The organism is Brevundimonas sp. M20 (assembly GCF_006547065.1).
GTDB lineage: Bacteria > Pseudomonadota > Alphaproteobacteria > Caulobacterales > Caulobacteraceae > Brevundimonas.
In genome coordinates, this window is record NZ_CP041243.1 from 1,849,247 (window position 1) to 1,864,266 (window position 15,020).

The window sequence follows — 15,020 nt, forward strand, 5'->3', positions numbered from 1 at the left end:
CTCGTCCACGGCGGGAACCCGAGAGGCGACGAGACAGGACCGCGGGGCGAGGCCGAACGCTCCCCGCCCGACGGCCCGGGAGGCCGGCATGGGGGAGACTTCACGACCGCGCCTGGCCCAAACAGCGTCCGAGGGACCCAAGGCGCGCCTCCAGCGGACCTGCGGTCCGGAGCGGCATCGTCGGGGTCGCCGATGCGCCCCCCCGCAGACGGTCAGGCGGCAGTCCGCGAAGCCGCCTCACGACGCCGCGCCTTCGGGTCCTTCAGCGGCGGCGGCACATAGTTGGCGTCGTTGGGCCCGATGTCGCCGCCCGGCGGAGCGATACAGTCGATCTCGTCCAGAAGGTCGTCGTCGAGAGCGACGGCGGCGCCGGCCAGATAGTCGTCCAACTGCTCCATGGTGCGGGGGCCGATGATCGCCGCGGTGACCGCCGGATGGGTCATGACGAAGGCCATGGCCATATGCGCCAGGCTGACGCCAGCCTGTTCCGCCAATGGGATCAGCCGCTCGACCGCGTCGAGCTGGCCGGGGTCACGCATCTGGTTGGGGAAATAGCGCGCCCGGAGGCTATCGGGCGTCTCCTCCCCCTTTCGGTATTTGCCCGTGAGCATCCCTTTGGCGAGCGGGCTCCAGACCAGGGCGCCCATGCCGTAGCGTTGGCACACCGGCAGCACCTCGCGTTCGATGCCCCGGTTCAGGATCGAGTATGGGGGCTGTTCGGTGCGGAAACGCGCCAGCCCACGCCGTTCGGCGACCCACTGCGCCTCGACGATGTCGGACGCGGGGAAGGTCGAAGAGCCGATCGCCCGAACCTTGCCCGCGCGCATCAGGTCCGTCAGGACGGAGAGGGGCTCCTCAATATCCGTCTCCGGTGACGGCCGATGTATCTGATAAAGGTCGATATGGTCGGTCTGCAGCCGCTTGAGGGACGCCTCGACGGCGCGCGTGATCCAGCGGCGGGAGTTCCCCTGCATGTTCGGATCGTCGCCCATGGGCAGATGCACCTTGGTGGCGAGCACGACGTCGTCCCGACGCCCCTTCAGCGCCTTGCCGACGACGACTTCGGACTCCCCTCGGCTGTAGCCGTCGGCGGTGTCGATAAAGTTGATCCCGGCGTCCAGCGCCCGGTGGACCATGCGGACCCCGTCCTCATGATCGGGGGATCCGGGCGAGCCGAACATCATCGCGCCGAGGCAATAGGGGCTGACCTTGATGCCGGTGCGTCCGAGAGAGCGATACTGCATGACGGGAATCCTTGCTGGGGGCTGGCCGCCATCGCATTCGCGCGGTAGAACACGAAGCGGAACGATATTCCGGATATAACCGGAACCATGTTCCGTTTGCAAGAAGGCTTGACGTGGACGAGACGGTGCCCAATGCCGGGGGATCAAACCCCGCGATCGCGGGCCGGCGGGTCCGTGCCGACGCGCAGCGCAATCTCGACATCGTGCTTGCGGCGGCCAAGGCCGTGTTCGCGGAAGGCGGCGTCGATGCGCCGGTGCGTGAGATCGCGGATCGTGCGGGGGTCGGGGTCGGCACCCTCTATCGCCACTTCCCGAAACGCGCCGACCTGATCGCGGCGGTCTTCCGTCGTGAGATGGACGCCTGCGCCGACGCGGCGCCCGCCCTGGCCGCCGAACACCCGCCCGTGGAGGCCTTGGGGAACTGGCTGCAGCTTTATGTCGGCTTCGTGGGCGCCAAACGGGGGCTGGCCAAGGCCCTGCATTCGGGCGATCCCGCCTTCGACGCCCTGCCCGGCTATTTCGATCAGAGACTCCGGCCGGCCTTCCGGACGCTTTTCGACGCCGCGCTGACCGCCGGCGCCATCCGGACCGACATGGAGCCGGACGAGATTCTCAACGCCGTCGCTCACCTCGGAATGTCGGCGAGTCCGGACAAGCCCGGACAATCCGAAAGGCTGGTAGGCCTGCTCATTGACGGTCTGCGACGGAATCCCGTCGGCGGCTGAAGACGACGAGGCCGCTGCGGTGATCGCACCTCGCCCGACGTCCTGCCAGTCCATCCCCGGGGCGGGCCGCTGGTCAGGCCACCTAGCGCCGGTAATCTCCCGCGAGCGTCGCCATACCGGCCTCAAACCACCTACGACGCGTAAGGCCAGAGCTCAAGCGATACCGCGGCAGGCGCAGAGAACTCCAAGCGTCAGGGCGCCCCCGGCCGCTACGCCATGCGCATCGGCCCCCGCGCGCGGCACCCCGACCTTCCGGTTTCGCGGCCGGTTCAGAGGCGCGAATCAATTTGACCGAGCCTGAACAGCCATGAACGGCCCTGAAGCGAGACCGGCCGCACCCGAGCCTGGCGCGGCACCCAGAATCGGTCTGCTCCCCATATGCTCCCCAAGGCCCAATTGCTAAGGGGCCGCCCGAGAGCGACCCCTTAAAATCCGCCATAAAACCAAAAGGTTAGATGGTCGGAGCGACAGGATTCGAACCTGCGACCCCTTGACCCCCAGTCAAGTGCGCTACCAGGCTGCGCCACGCTCCGAGAGGGGCTCCCCTATAGACGGGGTCGCGCGTCGCGCAAACCGAAAAATAGGCCTTCAGGCGGTTCTCGTCAGAGCGGCTTCCAGACGGGCCCGCGCCCCCTCCAGTTCGGCCAGCACCTGACGCAGGCGGACCGTGGATACGGGAGCGGCGGTCGTCTCCCCCGCCGGCTGCGGCGCGGGCGCTTGCGCCGTCGCGCCTTCAGGCTCGAAGCTGACCAGCCCCTCCGGGTCGCCCCAGGCCGCGATCCGCTTGAGGCCCTGTTCCTTGTACAGACGCTGCACGCCCTTGATGGTCAGGCCCTCGTCGTGCAGCAGCCGCTTCACGGCCTTCAGCACCACCAGATCCTGCGGGCGATAGAAACGACGCCCGCCCGCGCGCTTCAGCGGGGAGACGAAGGTGAACTTGGTCTCCCAGAAGCGCAGGACATGCTGCGGCGCGCCGATCTCATCAGCGGCTTCCGAGATGGTCCTGAAGGCGTTGGGGCTCTTGGCCACGGGGCTCAGTCGGTGACGACGGCGTCGTGCACCCGGCCCTTCATGATCTGGGAGGCGCGGAAACTGATGACCCGGCGCGGGTTGATCGCCGCCGGTTCGCCGGTCTTGGGGTTACGGCCCATCCGGGCGCGCTTTTCGCGAACCTGGAAGACGCCGAAGCCGGACAGCTTCACGGTCTCGCCGCGCTCCAGCGACTCGACGATCAGCTCCAGTGTGCGCTCGACCATGGTCGAACACTCCTGTCGCGACAGTCCCACTTCGTCGTGGACAGCCTCGCAGAGATCAGCGCGGGTCAGGGTCTGCGTCACTCACTCCCCCTCAATCGTCAGTGCGGGCCCATAAAAGGGCAAGCGTCGTCAAATGGAAAGCTGAAATCGCGTTACAGACGAATCGCGCAGGCGCCCCAGGTCAGACCGCCGCCCATGGCTTCCATCACCACCAGATCGCCGCGCTTGATCCGGCCATCCCTGATCGCCGCGTCCAGAGCCAGCGGGATGGAGGCGGCGGAGGTGTTGGCGTGCATGGCGACGGTCGAGATCACCTTGTTCTCGTCCAGCCCCAGCCGGTCGCCGACGCCGCGGATGATGCGCTGGTTGGCCTGGTGCGGCACGAACCAGTCGACCTCCGGCACCTTGATGTTCGAGGCGTCGCAGGCGGCGGTGATGGCTTCGGCGATATTGACGACCGCGTGGCGGAAGACCTGATTGCCCGCCATCCGCAGGTGGCCCACCGTGCCGGTCGTGGCCGGGCCGCCGTCGACATACAGAAGATCCGTCTTGGAGCCGTCGCATCGCAGGGCGAAGCCCAGCAGGCCGGTGTCGGCCTTGGTCCCCTGCCCTTCGCGCGGCTCGACCACCAGCGCCCCGGCGCCGTCGCCGAACAGAACGCAGGTGGTGCGGTCGGTCCAGTCCATCAGCCGGGTCATTTCCTCGGCGCCGATAACCAGGGCGCATTTGGCCAGACCGCGCGCGACGAAGCCGTCCGCGACGCTCAGCGCATAGACGAAACCCGAGCAGACCGCCTGAACATCGAAGGCGATGCCCACCGGCGCTCCCAGCTTGCGCTGCACGATCGAGGCGGTGGCCGGGAAGGTCATGTCCGGCGTGGTCGTGGCGACGATGATCAGATCAACGTCCGCCGCCGACTTTCCGGCGTCGATGAGGGCGCGCTTGGCGGCCTCGACCGCCAGATCGCTGGTCGGCTGGTCGTCGCGGGCCTTGTGCCGCTGCTTGATGCCGGTGCGTTCCTGAATCCACTCGTCCGAGGTGTCGACCGTCTTGGCCAGTTCGGCGTTGGTGACGATCTGCTCGGGAAGGAAGGAACCGACGCCGGTCACGGCGCTGCGGGTGACGCTCACTGGAAAGTCTCCATGGCCGCGTCCGCGTCGGGCGCGGGCGGCTGCTCAAGCACGGCGGTCAATCGCTGCAGATTGGCCCCCACCTTGGTCATATAGTCACTGCGGGCCAGATCGACAGCGATCCGGATCGCGGCGCCGAACCCGTCGGCCGTCGCGCCGCCGTGGCTTTTCACCACGATGCCGTTCAGGCCCAGCAGCGGGCCGCCGTTGATGGCGTTGGGGTCGATCCGGGCGCTCATCCGCTTGAGCGCCGCATAGGCCAGCGCCGCCCCGGCCTTGGCCAGCAGGCTGGACGTCAGGGCGTCGCGGGTCAGGCCGCCGATGAATTTGGCCACGCCCTCGGCGGTCTTCAGGGCGATGTTGCCGGTGAAGCCGTCGGTGACGATCACATCGACCGTGCCCTTGGCGATGTCATCGCCCTCGACAAAACCATGGTAGGCCAGCCCGAAGTCGCCCTCACGCAACAGACGGGCGGCCTCACGGACCTCCTCGTGACCCTTCATGTCCTCGGAGCCGACGTTCAGGATACCGATGGTCGGCCTGGCGACGCCGTGCACGGCGGTCATGAAGGCCTCGCCCATGATGGCGAACTCGACCAGCTGGGCCGCGTCGCTTTCCACGTTCGCGCCGACGTCCAGAACCGCGGTGACGCCACGCTTGGTCGGCCAGCTGGCGACAATGGCCGGACGCTCCAGACCGGGCGCGGACATGCGCAGGATCAGCTTGGAGATCGCCATCAGGGCGCCGGTGTTGCCGGCCGATACGACCGCGCCCGCCTCGCCGGTCTTCACCGCCTCGATGGCGTTCCACAGGCTGGAGCCCTTGCCTCGGCGCATGGCGGTGGCGGGCTTCTCGTCCATGGCCACCACCTTGTCGGTGTGACGGACGTCGCAAATGTCGTCGCCGAGCCCCAGACGGGCCATCTCGGCGCGAATCGCGGCCTCATCGCCGTTCAGCAGGAAGCGGACGCCTTCGCCGCCATGACGTTTGCGGTACTCGCAGATGCCACCGACCACGACCGGCGGCCCGTGGTCCCCACCCATGGCGTCAAGCGAGATCAGAACTGGGGAAGGCAAGCCGTTTCGACTCCGTCGCGCCGTAAGCCTCGGCGCTGGTCAGGCGCGACGATAGCGCCGCGCGGGGGGGATGCAACCGGGTGGACGCCGCGTCAACCTTCGTCGGACGAGCGCAGGCCCTTCAGCACGGCGAAAGGCGAGATTTCAGCGGGCTCGGGCGGCTGTACGAATTCGGCGCCCGGCTTGCGCGGGAAAGGGTCCAGTCGCAGCGCCAGCTGCTCCACGACGTACTGACCGAGATCGATCTGGCCATCCTCGACCACGTCCGGCGATTCGTCCTCGAGGGTGATCACGATCTCCTCGCTGTCCTCCTCGACCGGCTCCGCCAGTTGCACGCTGAAGCGGTCATCGATCTCCAGCGGCAGCGGCTCCAGCGTGATTCCGCAGGTCTGGGCCAACCGCGCGCGCAGTCGCCCGGTCAGCGACCAGCCCGCCGCCGTCGGGACCAACTCGACATCGGCCTCGAACAGATCCAGCGAGGCCAGATCGAGCGCCTTGATGATCCGGCGGATCGCAGCGGCGTCAGGCGTCAGGGTGCGTTTCACGCCCGCGCCGATCCGATGCAGGCGGACAGGCTCGCTATAGGGCAGTTCGGACGCGCTCATGCCGACACCTCGGCCCATGCGGGCGCCTTCATCACATCGGCGAACGACTGCGCCGCCAGTTGCGTCCGGCTGTTCAGGGCATAGGCGGCCAGCGCATCGCCGTCCGAGGCCGTTTCGCTTTCCAGCACATTGCGGGCCAGCCGTTCGGCCAACAGGGCGGCGTCGCCGTCCCGCAGCGGTTGTTCATAGGCGCTCATGCGACCGTACAGGCTTTCGCCCAGCTTGCGCATCTTCTTGCCGACAGAGACGTCGCCGACGCCCAGTTCACGCAATGTGTGGTCCAGAGCCGACACATAGGTGTCGAACAGCTGCTGGCCCGCATCACCGCCCTGCTCCGTTCCCTCGTCCTTCAGACGCATGGTCAGCAGCAGCATGTGCAAGGTGTAGAGCTCGAAACGCGCGTCGATGCGGTCCGGCACGCCCAGCGCCGTGTAGAAGCGCGGCTCGCGCGCCTGACGCACCACCTGCTCGTAAAGGCCGTCGCCAACGCGTTCTCGGCGGAAAGATCGGAGAAGATTTTGAAGCATGTTTCACGGCCCCTTTTCCGCCGCGCCGTTGAACTAAGGCTCGGCTCCGGTTAGGTCAAAGACCTTGTTCTGTCGCAGGCGCCGCCAATGCTCCGTTCGAAGCTTCTTTTCGCCGCTCTTTCGGCCACTGTCCTGACCGCCGGCTGCGCGCCAATCGTGGGCCAGAACGGCTTCCAGGCCATTGACGCCCGTCCCGCCGACATCGTCGCCGGCACGGACACCCGTCAAACGGTTCTGACCAAGCTGGGCTCGCCCTCAACGACCTCGACCTTCGAGAGCGACACGATCTGGTACTACATGACCCAGATCACCGAGAAATATACCTACAACGTCCCCCGCGTGACCCAGCGCAGCGTGACCGAGATCACCTTCAACGAGGCCGGCGAGGTCGCCAACGTCCGCACCCTGGGTCTGGCGGACGGTGAACAGCTCACCATGAACGGTCGCGAGACCCCGACCCGGGGTCGCCAGCTGACCATCCTCGAACAGCTGCTGGGCAACGTGGCCCGCGGCCAGCTGCCGCGCACCGACGAGGACCAGCCCGGCCAGCGCCGTCCGGACTAACGGCGGCCTCCGCGGATCGCTCTACTTGTCGAAAGGCCCCGGAGATCGCTCTCCGGGGCCTTTCTCTTTCGGTGCGGAAGGTGGCTGGTGGGGAGTGGTTAGTGGTTCGACGGCGTGGGCGGCGGACCGTCATTGATAGACACAACACCGGCCCACGCACCAACCCCTGCTCCTTTGCCGGCCGCCCAAGGCGAAGGGTCGGCGCCGTCGCCGGCGCCAACCCCCAGGCCATCAGCCGATCGTGCCGCTCGCCAGCACCGCCAGCAGAAGCAGGGCGACGATGTTGGTGATCTTGATCATCGGGTTCACCGCCGGGCCGGACGTATCCTTGTAGGGATCGCCGACCGTGTCGCCGGTCACCGCGGCCTTGTGCGCCTCGGAGCCCTTGCCGTGGACGACGCCGTTCTTGTCGGTGAAGCCCTCTTCAATGACCTTCTTGGCGTTGTCCCACGCCCCGCCGCCGGAGGTCATCGAGATGGCCACGAACAGGCCGGTCACGATCACGCCCATCAGCATGGCGCCCAGGGCGGCGAAGGCGTTGGCCTTGTCCGGCTGGATGAACAGGATGACCGTGAACAGCACGATCGGCGACAGCACCGGCAGCAGCGACGGCACGATCATCTCCTTGATCGCCGCGCTGGTCAGGATATCGACGGCCTTGCCGTACTCCGGCTTGACCTGCCCGGTCATGATGCCCGGGTTCTCACGGAACTGACGGCGCACCTCGGCCACGACCGATTCCGCCGCGCGACCGACCGCGGTCATGGACATGCCGCCGAACAGGAAGGGCAGCAGCCCCCCGAACAGCAGGCCGACCACGACGTAGGGGTTGGTCAGGTCGAAGGCGACCGTGCCCAGACCTTCGAAGAAGCTTCCCGGCAGGGCTTCCGCCGCGAAATACTTCAGGTCTTCGGTGTAGGCGGCGAACAGCACCAGAGCGCCCAGACCGGCCGAACCGATGGCATAACCCTTGGTCACGGCCTTTGTGGTGTTGCCCACGGCGTCCAGCGCGTCGGTGGAGTGACGGACTTCCGGCGGAAGCCCGGCCATCTCGGCGATGCCGCCGGCGTTGTCGGTGACCGGACCGAAGGCGTCCAGCGCCACGATCATCCCCGCCACGCCCAGCATGGTCGTGGTGGCGATGGCGATGCCGAACAGACCGGCCAGCTGGAAGCTGACCACGATGCCGACGATGATCGCCAGCGCCGGGAGCGCGGTGGCCTCCAGCGAGACGGCCAGCCCCTGAATCACATTGGTGCCGTGGCCCGAGACCGAGGCGTTGGCTACCGACCGCACCGGCCGGAAGTTCGAGCCCGTATAGTACTCGGTGATGACTACGATCGCCGCGGTGACCACCAGACCGACCACGCCGGACCAGAACAGCTGCATGGAGGTGATGACCAGCCCGCCCGACGTCGTGACCGTTGCCGGGGCGATGGTGTCGATGATCCACCAGACGGCGCCGATGGACAGCACGCCGGTGACGATCAGGCCCTGATACAGGGCGCCCATGATGTTCTGGCTCTTGCCCAGACGAACGAAGAAGCTGCCGATGATCGAGGTGACGATGCAGATGGCGCAGATGGCCAGCGGCAGCAGCATCATCGCCCCGACATAGTCCGTCCCGCGGAAGAAGATGGCGGCCAGCACCATCGTCGCCACGGTCGAGACGGCGTAGGTCTCGAACAGGTCGGCGGCCATGCCGGCGCAGTCGCCGACATTGTCGCCCACGTTGTCGGCGATGGTGGCGGCGTTGCGGGGGTCGTCCTCAGGAATACCGGCCTCGACCTTGCCCACCATGTCGCCGCCGACGTCGGCGCCCTTGGTGAAGATGCCGCCGCCCAGACGGGCGAAGATGGAGATCAGCGAGGCGCCGAAGCCCAGGGCGACAAGACCGTCGATGACCTCACGCCCGGTGTTCTCAAGCCCCATGCCCTCCGTCAGGAAGGCGTAGTAGCCCGCGACGCCCAGCAGGGCTCCGCCCGCCACGAACATGCCGGTGATGGCGCCCGAGCGGAAGGCGAGGTCCAGGCCCTTTGACAGGCCTTCCGAGGCGGCTTGCGCCGTCCGGACGTTGGCGCGGACCGAGATCAGCATGCCGGCGAAACCGGCCGCGCCCGAAAGCACGGCGCCGATCAGGAAGCCGATGGCGGCCCACGCGCCGATCAGCAGGTATGCGGCGATCAGAATGACGACGCCGACCATGCCGATGGTCACGTACTGGCGACGCAGATAGGCGGAGGCCCCTTCCTGGATGGCCGCCGCGATTTCGCGCATGCGGTCGTTGCCGGTGGGAGCTTTCATCAAGGCGGCCGTCTGGATTGCTCCGTAGAGAATCCCCAGACCGCCTGCGGCTATGACAAGCCACAGATAGTTAGACATGGCGTTTCCAAACCCTGTGTGTAGGGCGCCCGGACCCTTGGCGCGGGGGGCGTTTTCGCCTCTCTCCGCCTTCCGGTCCCCCCGTGCGCAACGGACGCCTCAAGGGCGACCCTTGGGGATAACGGAAGGAAGCCTGCCAAATGCGTCGGAGTGACGCAACGGGGTAAGGTGAACGGCGTTAGCCCGCCCGCATACCGGAGCGCCAGCGGGGCGCCTGGCTGATGACCTCGACGCGGGCGACCGAGCCTCGTCCGCAGATCGAGGCGGCGGACCGGATCAGGCTGGCCGACATGGCGTTAGCGTCGATGCGGGTCCAGTCGTCAGCGACGACGAAGGGCGTGCGGTGGGCGGCGCGAACGACGGCGTCGCGCAGATAGGCTTCCTTGCCCCGCATCGATTCGACCGTGGCCGATCCGCCGAGGTGCAGGCGCATGGAGACGAAGACATAGTTCCGCAGCCGCCCGCCGATAATCACCGGCAGACCGACGCCCGAGATGTTCACCGAAGCCCCGCCCTCCGGCTTGTCTTCGGATGCGGCGGCGCCTGAGGCGACGGCCACGGCGGGCAGGACGGCGGCTGCGGAGATGAGGTCACGACGGCGCATGACCGCACCTCTAGCGGCGACGCCTTGAGATTTCGTTGCGCTCAGCGGTGACTGAAGCCGGGGCTGGCGATCTCGACCGGCTTGCCCCCGAAGCGGGCGGTGACCCCCCTGCCCTCCGTCACCCGGCCCAGACAGGTCAGCCAGATGTGGCGACGCTCGGCCTCGCGGCGCAGGGCGGGCTCGTCCTTGGCTGAGGCGGTGAAGGCGATCTCATAATCGTCGCCGCCTGTGGCCAGCCGCTCCAGAGCCGCCTCCTCGTCCACTCGCGTGGCGAACCAGGCCTGCCCGGCAGGCGAGCGGGGCGTGACCTCCAGATCGATGTCGATGCGGACGCCGCTACTCTCGGCGATGTGGCCCAGATCGGCGATCAGGCCATCGGACACGTCCAGCGAGGCCGTGGCCATGTCGCGGATCACATCGGCGAAGATCAGCCGCGGCATCGGCGTGCGGTAGTGATCGACCAGCGCCGCCAGCCGCTCGGGCTCCAGGGCCAGCTTCTCCTGCGCGGCCTGGAGGCCCAGCCAGCCGTCGCCGATGAAGCCGGTGACGAAGACCAGATCGCCCGGCCGCGCGCCGCTGCGGCTGACGGTGCGCCCCTTGGGCGACCAACCCAGCAAGGTGGCGGAGAAGGTCGCCGGACCGGGGGTGACGACGGTGTCTCCACCGAGCAGGGACAGTCCGAACGCCTTCTGATCCCGGGCCAGCCCCTCAACGAAGAGCTGACGCTCGGGCCAGCCGCAACGTTCTGACCAGCCGCAGGACAGAAGGTAGCCGAAGGGCTCGGCGCCCTTGGCGGCCAGATCGGACAGGTTCACCCGCAGCAGCTTCTGGGCCACGGTGTCCAGTGGATCGGCGGGCAGGAAGTGAACGCCCTCGACGATGGTGTCCTTGGTCAGAACCAGATCGTGACCGGGGCGGGTTGGCAGGACCGCGACGTCGTCTCTCAGGTCGCGGGCCCACTCGGAATGGGCCAGCGGGGCGAGGAGCCGCCGGATCGTTTCGAACTCACCGGCGACGTCGATTCCCGCCATGACGGATCAGCCGCGCCCTAGCCCCGAACGTCCCGCGCGACGCCGTCCAGCGCCGCGTTGACGAACTTGGCCTCGGAGTCGTCGAAGAAGGCTTTGGCCAGCTCGACGTACTCGTCGATGATGATCTCCTTGGGCACATCGCGACTGGCCATCAGTTCCCAGGCGCCGGCGCGCAGCAGGGCGCGCAGGGTCGAATCGAGACGCTCCATCCGCCAGTTCGAGGCCAGACGGGCCTTCACGGCCTCGTCGATCGACCGCTGCCGGTCCACGACGCCGCGCACGATATCGGCGAAATAGGCTTCATCGGCTTCAGCAAGGGGTTCGCCCTCGATGTCGGCGTCGAAGCGATGGTTCGAGAACTCGGTGATGACGGTGTCGACCCCCTCGCCGGCCAGCTCCATCTGGTAGAGCGCCTGGACGGCTGCGAGGCGGGCGACAGTGCGGGCGCGGCGCTGACGCGAGGTCAGGGCCGGTTCGGCGCGGGACTTTTCGGCCTCGGCGAGTTGCTCGAGGACGGACTTGAGGCTGTTCGGTTCGGTCACGCGCCCAGTCCTACGCGCAGGCGCTTGCGCAAGGCAATGAGGTCCAGGCAGGCGCGGGCGGCGCCGCCCCCCTTGTCGCCCTCGCTGCGGCGGGCGCGCGCCCAGGCCTGATCCTCGTCTTCGGTGGTCAGGATGCCGTTGCCGATGGCCACGCCCTTGAGGCCCAGTTGGGTGATTCCGGCGGCCGACTGATCCGAGACGATCTCGAAATGATAGGTCTCGCCGCGGATGACCGTGCCCAGCGCGACATAGCCGTCATAGCGCGGCGCGGTCGGGAAACGCCCGGCTTCCTCGGCCATGGCGATCACGGTCGGCACTTCCAGCGCGCCCGGAACCGAAACCACGTCGAATTCGACGCCTTGCGCGCGCAGGGCGTCCTTCGCCCCGTCCAGCAGGGCGTCGGCCAGTTCATCATAGAAGCGCGCCTCAACGATGAGCACGCGGGTGGGGGTCGTTACGATTGGTCTTCTCCGTCCATGTCGCGCCAGCCGACGATGCGCAGGCCGTAGCCCTCAAGCGCGGTGGGATTGGGGCGGGTCGAGCTCATCACGATCATGTCCCGGACCCCGAGGTCCAGCAGGATCTGGGCGCCGACGCCGTAGTTCTTCAGCGAGCGGTCCACGGCCCTGGGCTTCTCGACGCCCGCCAGACGCTCGGCCAGACCCTGCAGGTCCGGATCCCGCAGGAAGACGGTGACGCCCGCGCCGTTATGGTCGCTGATCGCCTTGAGCGCGTTCGGGATGTAGCCCTGACGCGCCTCGACGTGACCCAGCAGGTCGGCGGCGAAATCGACCTGGTGCATGCGCACGAGGGTCGGCTTTCCCGGTTCGATCTTGCCGTGAACCAGGGCGACGTGCTCGTTCCCCTCAATGGTGTTCCGGTACAGCATCAGGCGGAACGGACCACCATGGACGCTCTCGAACGGCGTATCCATCACCCGCTCGACGAAGCGCTCGGTACGACGGCGGTAGGCGATCAGGTCGGCGATGGTGCCGATCTTGAGGCCGTGCAGCTGGGCGAAGGCGACGAGGTCCGGCATGCGGGCCATTTCACCGTCGTCCTTGATGATCTCGCAGATCACGGCGGCCGGGGTCAGGCCGGCCATGCGGCTGATGTCCACCGACGCCTCGGTGTGCCCGGCGCGGACCAGCACGCCGCCGTCGCGGGCGACCAGCGGGAAGATGTGGCCGGGGGTGACGATGTCGTCGACGCCCCTGGTCGGGTCGGTGGCGACCTGGATGGTGCGCGAGCGGTCCGCGGCGGAGATGCCGGTCGTGACGCCGTCCTTCGCCTCGATCGAGACGGTGAAGGCGGTCTTCATGCTCTCGCGGTTGTCGGCGGCCATCGGCGGCAGGCGCAGCTGGCGGGCGCGGTCGCCGGTCAGGGCCAGACAGACGAGTCCGCGCGCCTGTTTGATCATGAAGTTGATCTGGTCCGGCGTGGCGAACTGGGCCGGAATGATGATGTCGCCCTCGTTCTCACGATCCTCGGCGTCGACGAGGATGTAGGGCTTGCCGTTGCGGGCGTCCTCGAGGATGTCCTCGATGGGGCTGATCGGGCTGTCGTTCATATTGGCCGCCAATTGCATCATGCGGTCTCCTGCCACCGCGCGAGGTATCGCGCCAGCATATCAATCTCGAGATTCACGGCATCCCCGACTTTCAGCGCGCCGAGCGTGGTCGCTTCCCACGTGTGGGGGATGATGTTCAGGCCGAAAACCTGACCCTCGACCGCGTTCACGGTCAGGGAGACGCCATCGACGGTGATCGAACCCTTGGGCGCGATGAAGCGGTGCAGAGACGCCGGCGCCTCGATCTCGATGCGATGCGAACCGCCCTCGGGCGTGATCGACACGACCTTGCCCAGACCATCGACGTGGCCCGAGACGATGTGACCGCCCAGTTCGTCGCCCAGCCTGGCGGCCCGTTCCAGATTGACCCGGTGACCTTCAGCCCAATCGCCGAGGTTGGTCTTCGACAGGGTCTCGCCCGAAACCTCGACAGCAAACCACCCGGGGCCTTTTTCCGTCACCGTCAGGCAACAGCCCGCATGGCTGATGGAGGCGCCCAGATCGATGCCGGAGGTATCCCAGACCGTCTCGACCTCATAGCGGCGGTCCCGCGCGGTCTGCTCGACCTTACGGACGCGGCCGATGTCGGTGACGATTCCGGTGAACATTCAGGCGGCCCTGGAGGTGAAAAACTGGGTGTGAAGAGTGTAACTCGTGCAATCAGCGGAGCACGTCATAGCGTTCCCACAGATCGTCGCCGACGGGTTCGACGGACAGACGCCGGAACTTGGGGGCATCGGCCAGCTTCGCAAGGGCCAGGGCGGCGACGCAGGGCAATCCGTCCCCACCCAGAAGGATCGGCGCGCGGAACCATTCGATGCGCTCCACCAGTCCGGCGCGCAGGAAGGCGGCGGCGACCTGCCCTCCCCCCTCGATGAGGACTGATCGCACCCCGGCCCTGGCGAGCGCGGCCAGAGCGGCCCCGGGCGACGGGCGGCCATCCTCGGCCTCGACGCGTTCGACGCGGGCGGAGCCGACAGTCGCGGGTTCGGCCGTGGTCAGGATCAGGGTGCCGCCGGAAGCCACCTTGGCGGTCACAGGCGTGCGAAGAGTGCTGTCCAGCACCACGCGCAAGGGCTGATCCACCGACCGGCCCGGCAGGCGGGCGGTCAGCTCGGGATCGTCGGCCAGAACCGTGCCGACGCCGACCAGAATGGCGTCGTGAGCCGCGCGCAGGCGATGGCCTTCCAGCCGCGCCGCCTCGCCGGTGATCCATTTGCTTTCGCCGGAAGCCGTGGCGATCCGTCCGTCGAGGGAGGTCGCCAGCTTCAACGTGACCTTGACGGCCATCAACGGCCGCCGGTCTCGTCGTCCAGACCCTCGTCGCCGAGGAAGCGGGCGAAATCGCCGGTGTGGCGGAAGTCCTTGTAGACCGAGGCGTAGCGGACGTAAGCGACCTCATCGACGCCCTTCAGCGCCTTCATGATGAAGTCGCCGACGGTCGAGGACGGGATCTCGGTCTCGCCCAGGCTTTCCAGCTGTCGGGTGATCCGGCTGACCAGCTGTTCGATCTGCTCGGGCTGGACCGGCCGCTTGCGCAGGGCGATGCCCAGAGAGCGTTCCAGCTTGTCGCGGTCGAAGGGCGTGCGACGGCCGTTCCGCTTCAGGATGACCAGTTCGCGCAACTGGACACGTTCGAACGTCGTGAAGCGCCCGTTGCACTGCGGGCAGGACCGGCGACGACGGATGGCCGCGCCGTCATCCGACGGGCGGCTGTCCTTCACCTGGGTGTCCTGATTTCCGCAGAAGGGGCACTTCATGGGC

Annotated in this window: 18 protein-coding genes and 1 tRNA gene; 2 read left to right on the forward strand and 17 right to left on the reverse strand. The window is 67.6% G+C overall.

The features are described from left to right. Nucleotides 1-212: 212 nt before the first annotated feature. Nucleotides 213-1,244: an aldo/keto reductase gene (locus FKQ52_RS08880; protein ID WP_141626854.1), complete on the reverse strand. Its 1,032-nt coding sequence runs from the start codon at nucleotides 1,242-1,244 to the stop codon at nucleotides 213-215. 113 nt (nucleotides 1,245-1,357) lie between these two features. On the opposite strand from FKQ52_RS08880, the gene FKQ52_RS08885 reads away from it, so the two are divergent. Further along, nucleotides 1,358-1,969 carry a TetR/AcrR family transcriptional regulator gene (locus tag FKQ52_RS08885; RefSeq protein ID WP_141626855.1) on the forward strand — a complete coding sequence of 204 codons (612 nt, stop codon included), beginning with the start codon at nucleotides 1,358-1,360 and terminating at the stop codon, nucleotides 1,967-1,969. Nucleotides 1,970-2,425: 456 nt separating this feature from the next. Here FKQ52_RS08885 and FKQ52_RS08890 read toward each other — a convergent pair. The 7 genes from FKQ52_RS08890 to FKQ52_RS08920 form a co-directional block, all read right to left on the reverse strand. Further along, nucleotides 2,426-2,502: transfer RNA gene (locus FKQ52_RS08890), tRNA-Pro, on the reverse strand. Between the two features lie 55 nt (nucleotides 2,503-2,557). Further along, the gene (locus FKQ52_RS08895; protein ID WP_141626856.1) at nucleotides 2,558-2,998 is read right to left on the reverse strand and encodes a MerR family transcriptional regulator; all 441 of its coding nucleotides are present in this window, start codon (nucleotides 2,996-2,998) and stop codon (nucleotides 2,558-2,560) included. 5 nt (nucleotides 2,999-3,003) lie between these two features. Beyond that, on the reverse strand, nucleotides 3,004-3,306 hold the full coding sequence (locus tag FKQ52_RS08900) for an integration host factor subunit alpha (RefSeq protein WP_141626857.1): 303 nt from the start codon (nucleotides 3,304-3,306) through the stop codon (nucleotides 3,004-3,006). A gap of 71 nt (nucleotides 3,307-3,377) precedes the next feature. Further along, nucleotides 3,378-4,355 carry a beta-ketoacyl-ACP synthase III gene (locus tag FKQ52_RS08905; protein WP_141626858.1) on the reverse strand — a complete coding sequence of 326 codons (978 nt, stop codon included), beginning with the start codon at nucleotides 4,353-4,355 and terminating at the stop codon, nucleotides 3,378-3,380. Further along, nucleotides 4,352-5,398 (reverse strand): phosphate acyltransferase PlsX, encoded by a 1,047-nt coding sequence (gene plsX, locus FKQ52_RS08910; RefSeq protein WP_240811805.1) that lies wholly within the window; start codon nucleotides 5,396-5,398, stop codon nucleotides 4,352-4,354. The genes FKQ52_RS08905 and plsX overlap by 4 nt, the downstream gene beginning before the upstream one ends. 125 nt (nucleotides 5,399-5,523) lie before the next feature. Further along, a complete protein-coding gene (locus tag FKQ52_RS08915; RefSeq protein WP_141626860.1) occupies nucleotides 5,524-6,036 on the reverse strand; it encodes a DUF177 domain-containing protein in 513 nt (170 codons plus the stop codon). Beyond that, a complete protein-coding gene (locus tag FKQ52_RS08920) occupies nucleotides 6,033-6,563 on the reverse strand; it encodes a ubiquinol-cytochrome C chaperone family protein (protein ID WP_141626861.1) in 531 nt (176 codons plus the stop codon). Before FKQ52_RS08920 ends, FKQ52_RS08915 begins: the two co-directional genes overlap by 4 nt. Nucleotides 6,564-6,650: 87 nt before the next feature. Here FKQ52_RS08920 and FKQ52_RS08925 point away from each other — a divergent pair, with 87 nt between their 5' ends. Beyond that, entirely contained in the window at nucleotides 6,651-7,127 is a 477-nt protein-coding gene (locus FKQ52_RS08925) for an outer membrane protein assembly factor BamE (RefSeq protein WP_141626862.1), read from the forward strand. 231 nt (nucleotides 7,128-7,358) lie between these two features. Here the strand turns inward: FKQ52_RS08925 and FKQ52_RS08930 are convergent, their stop codons facing one another. From FKQ52_RS08930 to nrdR, 9 genes are all read right to left on the reverse strand, one after another. Next, a complete protein-coding gene (locus tag FKQ52_RS08930; protein WP_141626863.1) occupies nucleotides 7,359-9,509 on the reverse strand; it encodes a sodium-translocating pyrophosphatase in 2,151 nt (716 codons plus the stop codon). A gap of 178 nt (nucleotides 9,510-9,687) precedes the next feature. Beyond that, entirely contained in the window at nucleotides 9,688-10,113 is a 426-nt protein-coding gene (locus FKQ52_RS08935; RefSeq protein WP_141626864.1) for a hypothetical protein, read from the reverse strand. 41 nt (nucleotides 10,114-10,154) lie between these two features. After that, nucleotides 10,155-11,144 carry a thiamine-phosphate kinase gene (gene thiL / locus FKQ52_RS08940; RefSeq protein ID WP_141626865.1) on the reverse strand — a complete coding sequence of 330 codons (990 nt, stop codon included), beginning with the start codon at nucleotides 11,142-11,144 and terminating at the stop codon, nucleotides 10,155-10,157. A 17-nt stretch (nucleotides 11,145-11,161) separates the two neighbouring features. Continuing rightward, on the reverse strand, nucleotides 11,162-11,686 hold the full coding sequence (nusB, locus tag FKQ52_RS08945) for a transcription antitermination factor NusB (RefSeq protein ID WP_141626866.1): 525 nt from the start codon (nucleotides 11,684-11,686) through the stop codon (nucleotides 11,162-11,164). Next, on the reverse strand, nucleotides 11,683-12,126 hold the full coding sequence (ribH, locus tag FKQ52_RS08950; protein ID WP_141626867.1) for a 6,7-dimethyl-8-ribityllumazine synthase: 444 nt from the start codon (nucleotides 12,124-12,126) through the stop codon (nucleotides 11,683-11,685). The genes nusB and ribH overlap by 4 nt, the downstream gene beginning before the upstream one ends. Nucleotides 12,127-12,140: 14 nt before the next feature. Continuing rightward, nucleotides 12,141-13,277 (reverse strand): 3,4-dihydroxy-2-butanone-4-phosphate synthase, encoded by a 1,137-nt coding sequence (gene ribB, locus FKQ52_RS08955; protein WP_141626868.1) that lies wholly within the window; start codon nucleotides 13,275-13,277, stop codon nucleotides 12,141-12,143. Then, nucleotides 13,274-13,864 (reverse strand): riboflavin synthase, encoded by a 591-nt coding sequence (locus FKQ52_RS08960; RefSeq protein WP_141626869.1) that lies wholly within the window; start codon nucleotides 13,862-13,864, stop codon nucleotides 13,274-13,276. Before FKQ52_RS08960 ends, ribB begins: the two co-directional genes overlap by 4 nt. Nucleotides 13,865-13,916: 52 nt before the next feature. Beyond that, a complete protein-coding gene (locus FKQ52_RS08965; protein ID WP_141626870.1) occupies nucleotides 13,917-14,546 on the reverse strand; it encodes a RibD family protein in 630 nt (209 codons plus the stop codon). Continuing rightward, nucleotides 14,546-15,016 carry a transcriptional regulator NrdR gene (nrdR, locus tag FKQ52_RS08970; protein WP_141626871.1) on the reverse strand — a complete coding sequence of 157 codons (471 nt, stop codon included), beginning with the start codon at nucleotides 15,014-15,016 and terminating at the stop codon, nucleotides 14,546-14,548. The genes FKQ52_RS08965 and nrdR overlap by 1 nt, the downstream gene beginning before the upstream one ends. Nucleotides 15,017-15,020: the final 4 nt, after the last annotated feature.